The organism is Halolactibacillus halophilus (genome assembly GCF_900115605.1).
Classification (GTDB): Bacteria; Bacillota; Bacilli; order Bacillales; family Amphibacillaceae; genus Halolactibacillus; species Halolactibacillus halophilus.
Genome location: NZ_FOXC01000013.1, coordinates 26,283 through 41,625, shown reverse-complemented (window position 1 = coordinate 41,625; position 15,343 = coordinate 26,283). Strand labels below are relative to the sequence as shown.

Annotated in this window: 19 protein-coding genes and 1 riboswitch; of the genes, 1 reads left to right on the top strand and 18 read right to left on the bottom strand. The window is 38.8% G+C overall.

Annotated elements, in window-relative coordinates; all coding sequences use genetic code 11:
* Window positions 1-5: 5 nt before the first annotated feature.
* The 7 genes from BM098_RS06320 to BM098_RS06290 form a co-directional block, all read right to left on the bottom strand.
* Window positions 6-587, bottom strand: coding sequence for a lysophospholipid acyltransferase family protein (locus BM098_RS06320; protein WP_089831566.1), 582 nt, complete (start codon window positions 585-587; stop codon window positions 6-8).
* Entirely contained in the window at window positions 588-1,259 is a 672-nt protein-coding gene (cmk, locus tag BM098_RS06315) for a (d)CMP kinase (protein ID WP_089831564.1), read from the bottom strand.
* Between the two features lie 18 nt (window positions 1,260-1,277).
* Window positions 1,278-1,925, bottom strand: coding sequence for a flagellar brake protein (locus BM098_RS06310; protein WP_089831562.1), 648 nt, complete (start codon window positions 1,923-1,925; stop codon window positions 1,278-1,280).
* A 22-nt stretch (window positions 1,926-1,947) separates the two neighbouring features.
* Window positions 1,948-2,916, bottom strand: a complete 969-nt coding sequence (locus BM098_RS06305; RefSeq protein ID WP_089831560.1) for an asparaginase — start codon at window positions 2,914-2,916, stop codon at window positions 1,948-1,950.
* Window positions 2,917-3,054: 138 nt separating this feature from the next.
* Complete coding sequence (locus BM098_RS06300; RefSeq protein ID WP_089831558.1) at window positions 3,055-3,663, bottom strand: tail protein X; 609 nt, start codon at window positions 3,661-3,663, stop codon at window positions 3,055-3,057.
* Window positions 3,656-5,191: a RecQ family ATP-dependent DNA helicase gene (locus BM098_RS06295; protein WP_089831556.1), complete on the bottom strand. Its 1,536-nt coding sequence runs from the start codon at window positions 5,189-5,191 to the stop codon at window positions 3,656-3,658. Before BM098_RS06295 ends, BM098_RS06300 begins: the two co-directional genes overlap by 8 nt.
* A complete protein-coding gene (locus tag BM098_RS06290; protein WP_089831555.1) occupies window positions 5,188-6,243 on the bottom strand; it encodes a YpbB family protein in 1,056 nt (351 codons plus the stop codon). Before BM098_RS06290 ends, BM098_RS06295 begins: the two co-directional genes overlap by 4 nt.
* A gap of 145 nt (window positions 6,244-6,388) precedes the next feature.
* Between BM098_RS06290 and BM098_RS06285 the strand changes: the two genes are divergently transcribed.
* Window positions 6,389-6,619 (top strand): ferredoxin, encoded by a 231-nt coding sequence (locus BM098_RS06285; protein ID WP_089831552.1) that lies wholly within the window; start codon window positions 6,389-6,391, stop codon window positions 6,617-6,619.
* 66 nt (window positions 6,620-6,685) lie between these two features.
* On the opposite strand, the gene BM098_RS06280 is transcribed toward BM098_RS06285, so the two are convergent.
* From BM098_RS06280 to BM098_RS06230, 11 genes are all read right to left on the bottom strand, one after another.
* Entirely contained in the window at window positions 6,686-7,903 is a 1,218-nt protein-coding gene (locus BM098_RS06280) for a hypothetical protein (protein WP_089831550.1), read from the bottom strand.
* Between the two features lie 5 nt (window positions 7,904-7,908).
* Window positions 7,909-8,430: a sigma-70 family RNA polymerase sigma factor gene (locus BM098_RS06275; protein WP_089831548.1), complete on the bottom strand. Its 522-nt coding sequence runs from the start codon at window positions 8,428-8,430 to the stop codon at window positions 7,909-7,911.
* Between the two features lie 81 nt (window positions 8,431-8,511).
* A complete protein-coding gene (locus BM098_RS06270) occupies window positions 8,512-9,015 on the bottom strand; it encodes an ECF transporter S component (RefSeq protein ID WP_089831545.1) in 504 nt (167 codons plus the stop codon).
* A complete protein-coding gene (locus BM098_RS06265) occupies window positions 9,015-9,395 on the bottom strand; it encodes a DUF4430 domain-containing protein (RefSeq protein WP_089831544.1) in 381 nt (126 codons plus the stop codon). The genes BM098_RS06270 and BM098_RS06265 overlap by 1 nt, the downstream gene beginning before the upstream one ends.
* Window positions 9,396-9,474: 79 nt before the next feature.
* Window positions 9,475-9,642: riboswitch (cobalamin riboswitch) on the bottom strand.
* Window positions 9,643-11,187: a HAMP domain-containing sensor histidine kinase gene (locus tag BM098_RS06260; protein WP_159430129.1), complete on the bottom strand. Its 1,545-nt coding sequence runs from the start codon at window positions 11,185-11,187 to the stop codon at window positions 9,643-9,645. It lies immediately after the preceding riboswitch.
* A gap of 47 nt (window positions 11,188-11,234) precedes the next feature.
* A complete protein-coding gene (locus BM098_RS06255; RefSeq protein WP_089831540.1) occupies window positions 11,235-11,951 on the bottom strand; it encodes a response regulator in 717 nt (238 codons plus the stop codon).
* A gap of 101 nt (window positions 11,952-12,052) precedes the next feature.
* Window positions 12,053-12,793: a pseudouridine synthase gene (locus BM098_RS06250; protein WP_089831538.1), complete on the bottom strand. Its 741-nt coding sequence runs from the start codon at window positions 12,791-12,793 to the stop codon at window positions 12,053-12,055.
* 258 nt (window positions 12,794-13,051) lie between these two features.
* Window positions 13,052-13,636 carry an SMC-Scp complex subunit ScpB gene (scpB, locus tag BM098_RS06245; RefSeq protein ID WP_089831536.1) on the bottom strand — a complete coding sequence of 195 codons (585 nt, stop codon included), beginning with the start codon at window positions 13,634-13,636 and terminating at the stop codon, window positions 13,052-13,054.
* On the bottom strand, window positions 13,629-14,372 hold the full coding sequence (locus tag BM098_RS06240) for a segregation/condensation protein A (protein WP_089831534.1): 744 nt from the start codon (window positions 14,370-14,372) through the stop codon (window positions 13,629-13,631). The genes scpB and BM098_RS06240 overlap by 8 nt, the downstream gene beginning before the upstream one ends.
* A gap of 129 nt (window positions 14,373-14,501) precedes the next feature.
* On the bottom strand, window positions 14,502-14,825 hold the full coding sequence (locus tag BM098_RS06235; RefSeq protein WP_327058545.1) for a GNAT family N-acetyltransferase: 324 nt from the start codon (window positions 14,823-14,825) through the stop codon (window positions 14,502-14,504).
* A 79-nt stretch (window positions 14,826-14,904) separates the two neighbouring features.
* Window positions 14,905-15,342, bottom strand: coding sequence for a peptidylprolyl isomerase (locus BM098_RS06230; protein ID WP_089831529.1), 438 nt, complete (start codon window positions 15,340-15,342; stop codon window positions 14,905-14,907).
* Window position 15,343: the final 1 nt, after the last annotated feature.

Here is a 15,343-nt window from a genome sequence, read left to right as displayed (position 1 = left end):
CAATTTTACTGATTATTCTCAATCAATTGTTTAATCGCTTGCATGATGTGGTCTGTCACAACTTTTACGTCTTGCTTTCCTTCACGCAACGTAGCCATGTCAATCGGTTTCCCATAAACAACTTTGACCTTCTTACCTACTTTATAAGGGCCAATGATCGCACACGGTACAACCGTTGCTCGTGATCGTAAGGCAAAAAAACCAACCCCACTCATCCCTTTACCTAATTGACCGGTTTTACTACGCGTTCCTTCCGGGAAGATGACTAATCCTTGGTCCTTCTTTAATAAACCGAGCGCTTTTCTTATCGCTCCCCGGTCACTCATTCCGCGTTTAATTGGAAAAACATTGATGCTGGATAATAGTTTGCCTAACCATTTTTTCTCAAACAGTTCTTCTTTGGCGATAAAAAACATATCACGTTTAATCGAACCTCCAACAAGTGGCGGATCTAAATTGGAAATATGATTGGCACACACAATGACTGGCCCGGATTTCGGGACATTATCTCCTCCTTCAACTTCCATTCGATAGAGCGGCTTTAGCGCATACCACACCAGGCTTTTCACGAAATAATAAAGCGACATTTAGTTCACCTTCTCTTTGATAATCGCTAATATTTCTCTGGTCACTTCATCAATCGACTGTGACGTCGTGTCAAGCTCAATCGCATCAGTAGCTTTAACAAGGGGAGAAACTTCTCTTTCTTGGTCGATTTTATCACGTTGTCTAATATCCGCTTTAATCGCCTCCAAGTTAGCCTCATAACCTTTGGCGACATTTTCTTTATAACGACGTTCCGCTCGTTCATCAACAGAAGCAATCATAAAGATTTTAACTGCCGCATCCGTAATCACATGTGTCCCGATATCGCGACCATCCATAACTACACCCGCTTGTTTTATCATTTCACGCTGAATTTTTACCATCTCTCTTCGTACGCCTTTATGTGTCGCAACGAGTGAAACGTTATTTGATACATGATCTGTACGAATCGCATCAGTCACATCAACATCACCTAAAAAAATATGTTGCGCTTGATCGGTATAGGATAATGTAATCGGCGCTTGTTTAAGTAAAGCTAATATTTCACGTTCATCATCTAAATTCGCATTGTTTTTTAGTGCTAGATAAGTTGCCGCACGGTACATCGCGCCGGTATCAATATAAGTATAATGCAAAGCTTCGGCTACTTTTTTAGCGACGGTACTCTTGCCAGCAGCTGCTGGACCGTCGATCGCAATATTAATTTTTTCCATATATAAAACTCCTTTTTCTTAATCCCCACGTCGTTGACGGAGCTGTTCTTCAAAACAAAACTGAATAATTTTTTCTCTATCTTTTTCATCAATCGAAACAAACTCTAAAGACATAACATTATACCGTTCAGTATCTGCTTTTAAGCGAATCATTTTAGTTTCAACAAACACATACTGGTACCCACCATGATTCAATTTAAACACAAGTAAACCATCAAACAGTGCCCCTGGTTCGTATGTGATATCTTTAGGTGTATGAACAGCCATCCCACCGCCACTAATATCAGCAGTTAGTGTCACAACCTTTTTATTAGTTTGTGTTACTTTTAATGACACATCCATACTTGTATTGATTCGCACATATTCACGCCGCTGAATTTTCTTCATCTTTTCAGAATCATACGTCAATTCTAACATAGGTACGTTGCGTTTCACACGTGCCGTAATTTCTCCATCAAAGCGATAGGCCATTTGTTGCTCATCGACATAAAAAACATGGAAACTTGTTCCAACGGGAAAGATATCCGTTCGATTTGTTTCTAGATTAATCGGATAATCGATATAAAGTTTGTGTTGTTTTTGTTCAACAACTCGACACTTAAAGCGTTTAACTTCATCAGCAAAACCATCTAATTCAAGTGTTAAATTTGTTCCTATCTTCACCATCCATTTCACTCCAATACACACGTTAACGTTCTAAAATTTCCTCAATCCGTTGATATTTATACCCTGCTTCTAGTAATGCCATCAGTTTGATTCTTGCTTTAGGACCAGATAAACGCTTCGCAAAAATAAAGCCTTTATCTTTTAAATGACGGCCACCACCTGGGTAACCATAGGTCGGTTGAACAACACCCTTAAAACTTCGTGACACAATCACAACCGGGATGTGTTGTTCAATTAATGCTACTAATGGCGCGACCGTATCTGGTGGTAAGTTTCCTTGGCCAAACCCTTCGATGACTAAACCGTCCATTTCTTCTGCGGTTAAAGAGGTAATAAAGCGTGCATCCATTCCAGCAAATGCCTTGATCAGTGGCACATAAGTTGCTACAGTCTGAAAAGCAATTTTTTCTCTCTCAATCCATTTATGATAAAAATACACCTCTTGTTTGGTAATGATGCCAATCGGACCAAATTGTGGACTTTGAAACGTTGCCACCGAACTTGAAGAGGTTTTTATACAATACGCACTACTATGTATTTCATCGTTCATCACGACCAAAACACCTTTATTGATCGATTCTTTAGCGCTGGCGACCCTAACGGCACCAATAAGGTTATACAGCCCATCTGCCCCTACTTCATTACTTGAGCGCATGGCACCAGTAATGACGACAGGTGTAGATGTTTGTAAGTACAAATCGAGAAAATAAGCCGTTTCTTCTAACGTATCGGTCCCATGTGTGACGACAATACCTGAAAATGCTCGTTCTTTTAAACGCGATTCAATGTGTTGCCCCAACAGCAACATTTCTTTTGGCGTCATATGAGGCGAAGGTAAATCAAATAAATAATCGTCCTCTATTACAGCTAGTTGATTAAGATCATCGCGGTATTGCTTTAACGGATGTTCTTTTGTGACAATAGTCCCTAATGTAACATCATCTGTCATCGCAATGGTTCCACCTGTATGGATCACTAATACGTCTTCCATTCAAAACAACTCCTTCAGTTGAACCGTTAATATTATATCATAAATTACCGTAAATAGTTATGGTCATTTATAAACAGTTTAAGAAAACTAGGTATTTAGACATAAAACAAGACGTCCGAAAGACGTCTTTTGCTTTGGTTATTTTTTCATATCAGGCAAAAACAACCGAGTACCTTCTGGTATTATTTCCGTGCGCGTCGAGACATCATTAATTGTTTGAACCCGATTCATCATCACTTGGTTATCATAAAACCGGTCAACAATTTGAGTTAATGTTTCACCTTCAAGCGAGATATATAGTCGACCCTGATATGTCGCTGTTTCACCGGTCTCAATTTCTACTGTACGCTCAATTTCATTCGATAGTCGAAACCGCGCATCATGCTGATCACTGGAATGATCCAAAAACTGGGCATGGATGACTTCCTGATTTGAACCACTAAAGAAAGTGTCTTTCCAATACGGGAATGTGAGGAGAAGAATCACAAGTAAAATAAAACTGATGACCATTAACCGAATCATCGCATAACTAATTTTCAACCTAACTTTTTTCTTTTTCTCTTCATGTAGTCGACTTCTCGGCGGAAGACTTAACACATCAACCCCTTCTTGATGCATATTAGCTGTCATTTCATCATCATGATCGTCTTCGTGATACGTATCTACTTGGGGTTTGCCTATATTCTGTGTACTATTTTCAAACCGTTGTCTTAATGCTTTTGCTTGGTCATCTTGTTGACTAGTCATCTCGTTCACCCTTCCAATCTAACGCTTCACTATGTGGTCTCAACCGTTTCAACAACTTCTCTTCCCAAGACAATTTTTCTGTACTTGTCTGTAATTGTATCGGATTAAATTGTGCTAATGTAAACCCACATACAGAACAACACCCAAATGGAGCATCTTTAATCTTCGTTTGAAATGGTTGATAAATGCTGCGCCGAATACAGCGGTCACCATTTAACGCAAGTAACAACTCGAGTAATTTCTTGCGTTTAAATTGTTGCCTTTTCGTTATTGTTTCAATCCACTCAACTTTAAAAAATTCAGTCACATTATGATGATTGATAGTCTTATTATCGTTGATTATGTCATGATTTTCAAGATAGTTTTGTAAATAGCGTCGATGGACCTCGTTAAGTTGATGTCTGTCAACAAATTCATCCATGTCGATTTCTGGATATTGATCTAATAGACGAAAGAGTTGTACGAGTACCGCCTCCTCAATCATTTCACCTTCAATTAAACGCTCAGTGATTAAGCGGTCATGTTCAGTCACTAATGAAATGCTCACACTATGTAACTGATCGCGCCCGGCCCGACCAACTTCTTGAACAAAACTTTCAATCTGTGTCGGAAGATGATAGTGAATCACTAATCTGACATCTCTCTTATTAACACCCATACCAAAAGCACTCGTTGCACATATAACATCTAGTTCACCCGATAAAAATTGTTGCTGAATCAGCATGCGTTCATTATTTTCCAAATCGCCGTGATAATATGCTACCCGATGATCTGGTAGGGCAGTTCTTAAATGATGACTCACGCGTTCCGTTTCTTTTTTACTAGAAAAATAGATGATTGTTGGGACATGATAAGCCGATAGACAATCGACGATGTAACGGTCTTTTTCCATATTTGACACACATTTTTCAACAATAAAACTAATGTTGTCTCGATCAATCATGTGCAAGTGTTCCAAAATATTCCGTTCAGAAAAATGCTCGAAAATATCACGCTTCACATCCTCAGTTAGCGTCGCTGTCACAAGTAAAAGCGTCGGGTGTCTTAACGAATGTAAAACACTAGCTAATTTCATATAATCCGGACGAAATTCATGGCCCCACTGTGAAATACAGTGGGCTTCATCGACGACAAAAAAGCGAATATAGAGCTTTTTTAACCGCTTTAAAATCCAATCTTGCTGGAGTAATTCCGGAGAAACATATAAAATTTTAAGTTGAGATAAGTGTTTTAATACGTGTTGGCGCTCTTTTTTTGTATTAAAGCTATTTAAAGCAGCTACTTGCTTAATACCAAATGCTTTTAAATGCCTGACTTGGTCTTCCATTAAAGATAACAATGGCGTAACGACAAGGGTTAAACCATTATTCATTAGTGCTGGCACTTGATAGCAAATCGATTTACCCGCCCCAGTTGGCAACGTCAATAAGACGTCTTGGCTTTTGTTTAAATCATCAATAACAGCGGCTTGCCCTGATTGAAATTCATTATAATGAAAATAATGCTGTAACGTTTCTAATGCGTTCATTTATATAACCTCTTTTGGTAGTGTGCAAATACTAATCGCAAATCTAAGTAAGAAATTGCTGCGGGTAAATTACGTTTAATTTCACCAAGTTTTTGTGTCTGTCTTGTTGATAAATAGGTTTCAATTTGTGCTATTTTATCTTCATTCACATAATCAGTAAGTTTAAAATGATCCTCTAATGTACAGATCTCCACTAAATGATCTTCGATGGTTCCTCGTTTTAATTGTCTTGCTTGAATTAATTCATCGATGCTGTACCCTCTCATGACCAATTGATGCGTTTTTTGTGCTGAACGCGTCATCAATGAAGGATAGCGTAGCACTGTCTGTTTACCCGGCAATAAATCAGACAAACAGGTCTGCTGTTGACTTCGGATAAATAAATCGCGCTCAATTAACGCGAGGGTTAAACGAAGATCTGCTTCATGACTCCCGTAACGATCCGTCAATTGTTGGAACGATTGTCCGCTATGCCGGTAGGTAGATAATCGGTCTAAAAAAATATGACGGTCGTGCTCAGGGTATGTTATTAACACCTTATATAAATGTGTGTGACAGGCTTCGAGCCAGTCTGATAATTGCTGTTTATGGACGTGATAATACTGCTTTACAAAAGCTTGAATCGTCACATCATCAGTCACCGGAATAAAGCCTCTCTCATTCATAACGCGATGGGTAAAGGTTTGAATCGTTAAATACAATCGCTCAGTAAAAATGTATTTAGCTGATGGATCAATCGTGTGCGTTAAGCTATGAAAGTAGTCAGTAGTATTTGTCTGAATCGTTAAATAAGTCATCGCCGCATCAGTCAATGTATAATCTTTCTTATTCACCCACATCATAAGTCCTTCATCGACGATTGAGTTAATCACATCATCAAATGATTGACGGGTTAAGTGCGGCAGTAATCGGTAATAGGAATGCAGTTGAAAGACATGTAAATCTTGAATGGTTTGAGAGGATTTCTTTCCTGTTAAAATATGATAAATCGCTGCAGGTGAACGATTACTTTTGATCGTATGTAATAAATTTATCACCAGATATCGAAACATCGCCTCACTCCTTTATCTTTATCATATCAGCTCTAATCGAAAAATTCGAGCGCCAAAAAAACTTCTTTTCTTTCAGGGTTGTCTGTTTGGTGATAAAACATTAAAATAAAGACAGACAGAGGATGGATTACTTGGAGGGAATGACATGTGTTATTACACAAAGGTAGATAAAAGTTTATGTATTGCTTGTGGGTCATGTGGTGCTTTAGCACCTGATATCTACGACTATGATGACGAAGGCCTCGCTTACAACGCTTTAGATAATAATTCAGGCCGCGCCAATATACCCGCGTTATTTGAGGATGATTTAATTGACGCAAAAGAAGCTTGCCCAACCGAAGCTATTACTTTGCAACATACACCATTTGATGTGTGATGAACAAAAGCGTGTACCGACAATATCATCGGTGCACGCTTTTTTATCAGACAAACCTATCTGCTATTATTGATTTATAGTTACTGGATTAATTGCAACAGGCAACTCTAAGGCTGTATCTAGTAAGTAAGGCCCCACCTGATTTATATCTATATCTTCCATAGAAATCACGACGTGATTAAAATCAAAACTTTTAGCGGTCATCAAAATTGCCTCAAACATATCGGTTGTTTCAGCATTATCTCCTAGACCATCATGAGAATCGAATGTCAGTTTAACTTCGCCCTCATTTGATAGGTCTAGGGTATAAGTCACTCCTTCAGGAATGGCAGCTTCAATATTAAAGTCTGGAACTGGCTCTTGCATATCAACAAGTGCTTCATCTATCGTAATAAATGTTTCACCGGTCAATGTTGTTTCTACTGGCACCATAAACTTGTGACCGGATGATGTGCGGACATACTTGTAACTTAATTTCTGAACCCGATCAAGATCGAACTGATCAACAGTACCAAATGGACCTAATTCAATAGCTTCCCCGTTCGCACCTTCAATAAATACACGACCATAATCATCTTGAAACATATAACGCAATGTTTGATTAAACATTGTCGCTTGGGCTGAACTATCAATCGAAACTAATTCAGAATTAATTGTGAGTGTCACCGATTGATCCCCTTGTGAAAACACCCCAAAATCAAACGTTTCACCCGTTAAGCCGAGCTGATTAAAATCAAATGAAGCTAATTGTTCATTATAAAAATTCACGGAATCACCTTGTTGGTCAATTACCGTCAATGGGACGGGGTACATCACAGAAGTATCCATCGCTACTACTGTTATCTGTTTTAAATCAGCGGCCTCATCACTTGGCACAATAACATGGTGGCCCTTAACATTTGAGAAATCATCTGTTTGATACATTGGGTTATTAAACGTCATGATTTCATCTTTTAACATCACACCCTCTAAAGCCTCTTCACTTCTATCATCTGTCATGCGAGTATTCTCAGCTGTTTCTAATGCAACGTCGTCGTTCATCGCTTGTTCCATTTGTGGTGGGAAAATCTGATCTTTTAGGATGACAAACACGATAGCTAAAACAGCGGCCGTTAAAAGCGCCGGGAAAAAGATCTTCTTTTTTCTCATTGTTTTTTTGTGATTCGGTGTCATTTCACTATTAATCTCATCATAGAAAGCAGCCTTTGATAGCTTTGACTGCACGTGAGGAAAGTCACTTAACTGATCGATGATTTTTTGATCTTGGTCATCATATTTGTGCATTTTCCTCACCCTTTCTCTTTGTTCGTTAATAATTGATGTAATTTCTTAATGGCACGGTGTTGTGTTGTTTTCACTTTACTTTCCGTCCACTCTAAAATACGCGACGTATCATGAATCGACATCGATTGAATAAACCGCAGAATAATGACATTTTTTTGATCAAGTGTAAGTAAATCTAATTTGCGGTAAAGGAGTTGTTGTTCTTCTGCAAGAATTAGGAGTTCCTCCGGCAACGGCTCTTTTCCTTCAATTTGTTGCCACTCGTCATTTTTATTAAACAAGCCGAACCACTTATTTTTCTCGCGTTGTTGTTTTCTAAAATGATCCATTACCGTATGTCTCGCAATCGAAAACAACCATGTTTTTTCACTGCTTTCCCCGCGAAACTGTTTATGTGCTTTTAACACTTTAATAAATGTTTCTTGAATGAGGTCTTCTGCTACTTGATGATTCTTCACTAAGTAGAAGATATATTGATAGACGTCGGTATGATAGGTGTCATATAAATAATCAAATGTGGTCTTCATATAGTGAGACCCCCTGTTTCCCTAAATTAGTCGTTCTATAATTAAAAACGTTACATCTATTATGTAAGTTTATTTTTTTCGTTAGTTATGACGTGTCAATTCACGTGCGAAAAGGCGCGCGAATGGTCGATAAAGTAAATAGATAAAAAGAACATTACTTAAGGCGTGGTAAAAATCCAGTGGTAATCCAAGTAAATAATAAGCTAAAAACTTACCTGTGACAATATAGTTAATGAGCGAAAAAAAGAAACCAAATAAAAAGCCGCTTAAAAAACCGAAGATAGTTAAAAACACAAGCGCCCGGCGATGAATAATCTTACCGAGTAAACCTGAAATAATACCAATCAGAGACCAAGCAAGGATTTGCCATAGTGTCCAAATCCCCATACCAAGGGCTAAGTTCGTTAAGTAAGTCGTAATAAAAGCAATTAAAAAACCTGATAAAGGGCCTAAAAAAAAAGCTGATAAAATAATAATCGCGGTAACGGGTTGTACATTTGGGATATGTTGCATAAAGAAACGACCAACGGTCGCCATCGCTGCCAACACAGCGATGAGCGTTAGTCTGTACGTCGAGAGTCGCATTACCCTTCCCACGCATGCAAATCAAAATGAACTTCATCACCGTCTTGAAGCTCCACGTTGCCTGCGCCAACTTCACTCGGAGCGCCATTCATATCAAACAGCCAAAATTCGGATGATGTTTGAGCATGACCCTCAATGGCTTGAATAAAACCTTCACTCGTCTTTTCAATATCATAATGCGTTGATAATACGTCAAGTAGCACCGCACCATCATTCACTGTGAGTGTCTCATCCACTAATCGTTCAGCATCATGATCGAGGCTAATAATCATCTCGACATCAATAGGATCTGTGATTTCTGTTGTTTCATTTCCTGATGCATCACCGCATCCAGTCACCAGTAGTAAAGCTACTAATAAACTCCATAACCATTTTTTCATCAGTCATTCCTCCATTTTTTTGGAGAATTAAACGCCTAGAGCTCTCCCTAGGTGAAACGCTCAACCCTCGAAGCCTTGTCTATAATAAAATAAAAGGGTAGGTCTACTGACTTATAGTTTGCTACTAAGAACCCTTCCCGTGATTTACACAGTGGTTATTGTTCCGTTCGATACTATTTACAGTTGCGAGGACAGTATTGGACTCTCACCAATTTCCCTGTTATACACCCGTTTATAAATTTTTTAATTATTCATCGATAATCGGTAAAGTAATCGTAAACGTTGTCCCTTGTCCAACCTCACTTTTCACACTAATCGTACCAGCATGTGCTTCAACCATCTCTTTTGCAATCGCAAGACCGAGGCCAGTGCCCGTTTTATTACGCGTTCGCGCCTTATCCGCCTTATAAAAACGCTCGAATAAAAATGGTAAATTAGCTGCATCCATGCCGGCGCCAGTGTCTATTACATCGAAAGTAATCATTTTAGTTTGTTTGGATACACGCACAGTAATCTTTCCCGATTCAGTATACCGTAAAGCATTATCAATGAGATTAGTAAACACTTGTTCTAAACGATCATAATCAAATAAGAGGGCACCAATATAAGGCTCGACATCACTTTCAACTTGCACATCCGTCTCTCTTGCTTTATGTGCAAACTTCCCTGTGATACGTTTCACGAATTCATTAACCGGATACCACTCTTTATTCAATTCAATATGACCCGATTTAATTTTTGCTAAGTCTAACAAATCATTGACTAAGCGCCCCATTCGCTCTGATTCATCTAAAATAACTTGCGCCAACTCTTGTTGGTCTTCTTTTGTTTCGGCTACACCATCAACAATGGCTTCACTATAACCTTGCAACAAAGAAATGGGTGTTCTAAGTTCGTGTGAGACGTTGGCCACGAATAATTCCCTAAGTTCATTAAGTTGGACTTCTTCTGTCACGTCACGGAGCAACACAACGACACCAATAACTTGATCTTTTTTCACAAGTGGTGAAAAAACCATCGCATAGTGCCGGCCATGTTTTACAACCGTGTGTTTAATTAAGTTGTTATCATCGCGTGCACGATCAATCAATGGTGAGAAGGCAGATGGAATGCTGGTTGGTTCAGCAGCATCATCATGAAATAGACACATCACGCGCTCTGCTTGATTATTCGATACGAGAATCGCTTTATCAACATTCACTGCCAACACACCATCACTCATCGCATTTAGTACATGATTAAATATTTGATTACGCTGGTCTAGTTGCACCATACGTTGATCGAGCTGCCTTGCCATGCGGTTGAAGCTTAATGCAAATTCACTTGTTAGTGTCGCTTCATTCTTGATGCGAGTTGAAAAGTCACCCTCGGCATAGGCTAAAGCTTGGACCCGAAACGGTCGGAGCGCTTTTTTAATCCGTCTCACATTGTACCAATGTACAACGACCATCACAAGGTAAAAAAATGTCAAAACGACAAGTGTCATGCGACGGAAAAAGCTAACATCCTCTAACATCGCTCCTTCTTTTTCCATTACGATCAGTGAATCAGATTCAGCATAAAGCCACTTTTCCCCTGAGTAAGAGAGTGTTGTTTCTGTTATTGGTGTCAGTTGTTGATAGACATCTGACGCTGGGTTCAGTATCAACAGACCATTTGGTAACGTCACAGAAGAGGCTACCGAGAAGTCAGCTGAAGCAAATCCCGTCAATTCACTTAGATGGTGCTTTGTAGCGATTGGTCTCACCACTGGTTCAAACCAAACAGCTACCGCAATAAACACGCTAAGCATTATCCCGATCCCTATTAACGCTGTTCTCGATAAGAAACGCGTAATCATTAGCGTTCATCTACTTCAAATTTATAACCAACACCCCAAACCGTCACAATCATTTGTGACGCTTCTTTTGAAATTTTACTTAATTTTTCTCTTAACCGTTTCACATGGGTATCAACAGTGCGTAAATCACCAAAAAACTCATATTTCCACACTTCTTTTAATAACTGTTCTCGGTCATACACACGTTCTTCATGGCTTGCTAAAAAGTACAATAATTCGTACTCTTTTGGTGTTAGGGTAAGTTCTTGATTTTTAACGGTCACTTTATGTGCGTCATGATCAATTCTCATATGTTCAAATTCAAGAATATTCTTTGTCGTCGTTTCGGTAATGGTTAGGTCAACATCGGGTGATCGTCTCAGTAAAGCTTTCACTCTAAGAACAACTTCTCTTGGACTAAATGGCTTCACAACATAATCATCCGCACCGGCTTCGAATCCTTCAATGCGATGATTTTCTTCCCCTTTTGCTGTTAGCATAATGACAGGTGTTGATTTTTCTTTTCTTAGTGCCTTACATACATCAATGCCATCCGTCTCGGGTAACATAAGATCGAGAATAATTAGCGCATAATCGTTTTCTAGCGCTAATGATAACCCTTCTTTTCCATCCGCTGCTTCTGTTGTTAAAAAGCCTTCACGACCTAAATACATTGTAATTAATTTACGAATGCGGTCTTCGTCTTCAATGACGAGTATTGTTTGTTGTGTATCCATCTTATTACCCCTTTCTTACATCTCCCAGCCCACTTCAACAGCTTTTCTCTCTTTATAAATGTTAAAGTATCTAAATAGCCAACATATCAGCCTTGATGCTTCTATTTGTGTTGATCAAGGGCGTGTGCACGCAATTGTTTCACTTCATGTGGTGTGAGCTCTCTAAAATCACCTGATGTCATCCCACGTAAACTAAGAAAACCATAACGTTCTCGTTTGAGCTTCATAACCGGATAATTTAGCGCTTCGAACATCCGTCTCACTTGTCTATTTTTTCCTTCATGCAAGGTCACTTCAATGATTGATTGCTGTTTCTCTTTATTAATTGAAATAATATTTGTATTCACCGCTTTTAGAACTTCGCCTTCTGACTTTATCCCGCGCTTAAATTGTTGTAATTCTGATTTTGTTGGGACACCTTTGATCTTTGCGACGTATACTTTATCCATTTCATAACTTGGGTGCATCATTAATTGCGCCAATTCCCCGTCATTGGTCAGCAATAGTAAACCTGATGTATCATAATCTAACCGTCCGACAGGATAAACGCGTTGTTCAACAAACGGCAGTAAATCCGTCACCACTTTTCTACCTTTATCATCACTGACAGCAGAAATAACACCACGTGGCTTATAGAGTAAATAGTAAACACGCGTTTCCTTTGTTAACTCCACACCATCCACTTCTACTCGGTCACTTGGTGTTACTTTAACACCGAGTGTCGTAACAGTCTCTCCGTTAACTTTAACGTGACCTTCTTCAATCATCGTTTCTGCTTTTCTTCTTGATGTGACACCACTATGTGCAATGACTTTTTGTAACCGTTCTTTATGTTGTTCCATATTTTCACCCTTCATCTTACCTGCATTTTTTTCGTATCTTGCTAGCATGCGTTGACCGACTTATCAGCCATCATTACATGCAACTTTAATCCTTATTATGTTCTATTCTCTCAAATTATCGCCCTATTCACAACTGTTTCATCACGAGAAACAGTTTTTTCTGTAAGTACTGAAGCCATTATACCACTAAATAGCAGCCACCTAACAGGTTAGGGCACATTAACAAGCGGTACCAGCTCGTTCAAACGCGATAATATTCTATTTTGCCGCTTCATCTTCAGGGTCTTTAAAAAACAAATCAAGTTCTTCATTGAAATCTAAATCATCAAGTTGATCCGTTAATGGTGGCAATTCTTCAATCGATTTTAAACCAAAATAGGTTAGAAATTCGACCGTTGTTTTATATAGATGCGGTCGACCGATGGTATCTTTTTTTCCTGCTTCTTCAATAAGTCCGCGTGACAATAAGGTTTGTACTGGTCGATCGCTTTTTACTCCACGCACTTCCTCTATTTCCAATCGGGTGAGCGGCTGATTGTAGGCAATGATAGCTAACGTCTCAAGACTCGCTTGTGATAACTTGTTTTTTTTATTACTCGTCACGAGTGATTGCAAGTAGTCTGCATGATCTTTTTTTGTCGTTAAATAGTAAGTTGCTTCTGCTTCAATTAACTGAAGGCCACGACGAGGTTCTTGATAGTCTGCTTGTAATTTTTTTAGTAATGCTAACGCTTCACTTTCGTCAATCTCAAGTATGGTTCTGACTTGTCTAATCGAAAGACCATCTGACCCTGAGACGAACAGTAAACTTTCTAAAATACCGGTTAATTGTTGATCATTCATCAGTTTGCCTCCATCGATAGAGTAGTAATTCATCAAAGGTTGTTTGTTGAACGCAGTAGATTTCCTTTTCTTTCATCAGTTCAAGCATAGCCATAAACGTGACGACCATGTGACTTTTGGATGGATAAGGGAATAAGGCATCAAAGGGGACACCATCTGGTCTTTCCTCTAAGACATTTAGCACCTGACTCATGCGTTTTCTAATGGGGACATCCATTTTTTCAATCGTTCTAGTCATCGGTTGCGTCCATTTTTTACGGTCAAATACTTTCTGCATGGCTTTTAACATATCATAAATTGATCCTGTTTGTTGATTGGCTACTGTTTTTTCACCCACGTCTACTTTTACCGGCGGTCGAGTATAGCTTTCTTTATGGTCTATTTGTCGTTCTTCCAAGTCACTCGCCACTTCTTTATATTTACGGTATTCAATCAAACGTTCAATAAGCGCTTCTTTTGGATCGTCGCCTTCACCATATTCAACTTCATCTTCTAATTCAGGATTAGGCAATAACATTGAACTTTTAATTTGTAGGAGTGTTGCCGCCATAACCAAATATTCACTAGCAATATTTAACTCTAACTCTTGCATCGTATGAATATAGTCCATATATTGCCGGGTAACTTCACTGACCGGTAATTCATACACATCAATTTCTAATTTATTAATCAAGTGCAGCAATAAATCGAGAGGCCCCTCAAATAAATCGGTTTCAACTTTATATACTTGTCGCATTGTGTCACCCCACCTTCTTCCTTGCTCACTGGTCTACTGTCATTCCCTCATTATGTATGTTTGTTCATTTGGTAATAGTTATAGTTAGACAGTAAAATACCACAGAACAGCCTGTGGTATTTTACATGTCTATTTACATTTACTTAAAAAGTCATCTGTTAGTTCGTTACCAACAACTTCATACGACTCATAGCGTTGACATAAGGCTTGTACCATTTGCTGGCCAATACCATTATCGCGATGCGAAGGGTTTACACTCACATGTTGAATAGTAATTTGTTTTTCTTCATCATCAACATGTACACCAATGGCCCCAATCATATCTTCAGCTTCTTTCCAAAGAAAGAGTACCTCCTGTTGATTTTCACTATAGTGTCTAATCGTTTCCTGAAGTTTTTTTACATCTTTCTCTTCAGGTGTGAACGATAATAATCCCATAGCGATTTTTTCCATTGTTTTTTTAAACCGTATTAACATAATAACTCCTTACTAGACCTTTAGGTCTTTAACGTCTATGTGGACGATTCATTCATTAAACTTCTTCTACAACAACAGTCTCCATTACGTCACCTTGTTTAATACGTAAAACAACATCCATTCCTTCAGTCACCTGACCAAAGACCGTGTGAACACCATCTAAATGTGGTTGTGGTTCGTGAACTAAGAAGAACTGGCTACCGCCGGTATCTTTTCCAGCATGTGCCATTGATAATGAACCAGCTTCGTGTTTGTGTGGATTGCCTTCTGTTTCACATTTAATCGTGTAACCAGGTCCACCCATTCCTGTCCCTGTTGGATCGCCACCTTGCGCGACAAATCCAGGAATCACGCGGTGGAAAATCACACCATCATAAAAACCTTTCTTTGCAAGTGTTTCGAAGTTTTCCACTGTTTTTGGTGCTGCCTCTTCAAATAAATCAATGATGATTTTTTCACCATTTTCAAACGTAATCGTTGCTTGTTTAGTCATG

Excerpts from the sequence above, each read along its gene's own strand:
- BM098_RS06230 (WP_089831529.1), bottom strand. The coding sequence starts at position 15,342 with ATGACTAAACAAGCAACGATTACGTTTGAAAATGGTGAAAAAATCATC.
- BM098_RS06310 (WP_089831562.1), bottom strand. The coding sequence starts at position 1,925 with ATGGTGAAGATAGGAACAAATTTAACACTTGAATTAGATGGTTTTGCT.
- cmk (WP_089831564.1), bottom strand. The coding sequence starts at position 1,259 with ATGGAAAAAATTAATATTGCGATCGACGGTCCAGCAGCTGCTGGCAAG.
- BM098_RS06280 (WP_089831550.1), bottom strand. The coding sequence starts at position 7,903 with ATGCACAAATATGATGACCAAGATCAAAAAATCATCGATCAGTTAAGT.
- BM098_RS06305 (WP_089831560.1), bottom strand. The coding sequence starts at position 2,916 with ATGGAAGACGTATTAGTGATCCATACAGGTGGAACCATTGCGATGACA.
- BM098_RS06265 (WP_089831544.1), bottom strand. The coding sequence starts at position 9,395 with ATGAAAAAATGGTTATGGAGTTTATTAGTAGCTTTACTACTGGTGACT.
- BM098_RS06275 (WP_089831548.1), bottom strand. The coding sequence starts at position 8,430 with ATGAAGACCACATTTGATTATTTATATGACACCTATCATACCGACGTC.
- BM098_RS06250 (WP_089831538.1), bottom strand. The coding sequence starts at position 12,793 with ATGGAACAACATAAAGAACGGTTACAAAAAGTCATTGCACATAGTGGT.
- BM098_RS06235 (WP_327058545.1), bottom strand. The coding sequence starts at position 14,825 with ATGGAAAAAATCGCTATGGGATTATTATCGTTCACACCTGAAGAGAAA.
- BM098_RS06270 (WP_089831545.1), bottom strand. The coding sequence starts at position 9,015 with ATGCGACTCTCGACGTACAGACTAACGCTCATCGCTGTGTTGGCAGCG.
- BM098_RS06285 (WP_089831552.1), top strand. The coding sequence starts at position 6,389 with ATGTGTTATTACACAAAGGTAGATAAAAGTTTATGTATTGCTTGTGGG.
- scpB (WP_089831536.1), bottom strand. The coding sequence starts at position 13,636 with ATGAATGATCAACAATTAACCGGTATTTTAGAAAGTTTACTGTTCGTC.
- BM098_RS06290 (WP_089831555.1), bottom strand. The coding sequence starts at position 6,243 with ATGTTTCGATATCTGGTGATAAATTTATTACATACGATCAAAAGTAAT.
- BM098_RS06255 (WP_089831540.1), bottom strand. The coding sequence starts at position 11,951 with ATGGATACACAACAAACAATACTCGTCATTGAAGACGAAGACCGCATT.
- BM098_RS06300 (WP_089831558.1), bottom strand. The coding sequence starts at position 3,663 with ATGACTAGTCAACAAGATGACCAAGCAAAAGCATTAAGACAACGGTTT.
- BM098_RS06260 (WP_159430129.1), bottom strand. The coding sequence starts at position 11,187 with ATGCTTAGCGTGTTTATTGCGGTAGCTGTTTGGTTTGAACCAGTGGTG.
- BM098_RS06240 (WP_089831534.1), bottom strand. The coding sequence starts at position 14,372 with ATGCGACAAGTATATAAAGTTGAAACCGATTTATTTGAGGGGCCTCTC.
- BM098_RS06295 (WP_089831556.1), bottom strand. The coding sequence starts at position 5,191 with ATGAACGCATTAGAAACGTTACAGCATTATTTTCATTATAATGAATTT.
- BM098_RS06320 (WP_089831566.1), bottom strand. The coding sequence starts at position 587 with ATGTCGCTTTATTATTTCGTGAAAAGCCTGGTGTGGTATGCGCTAAAG.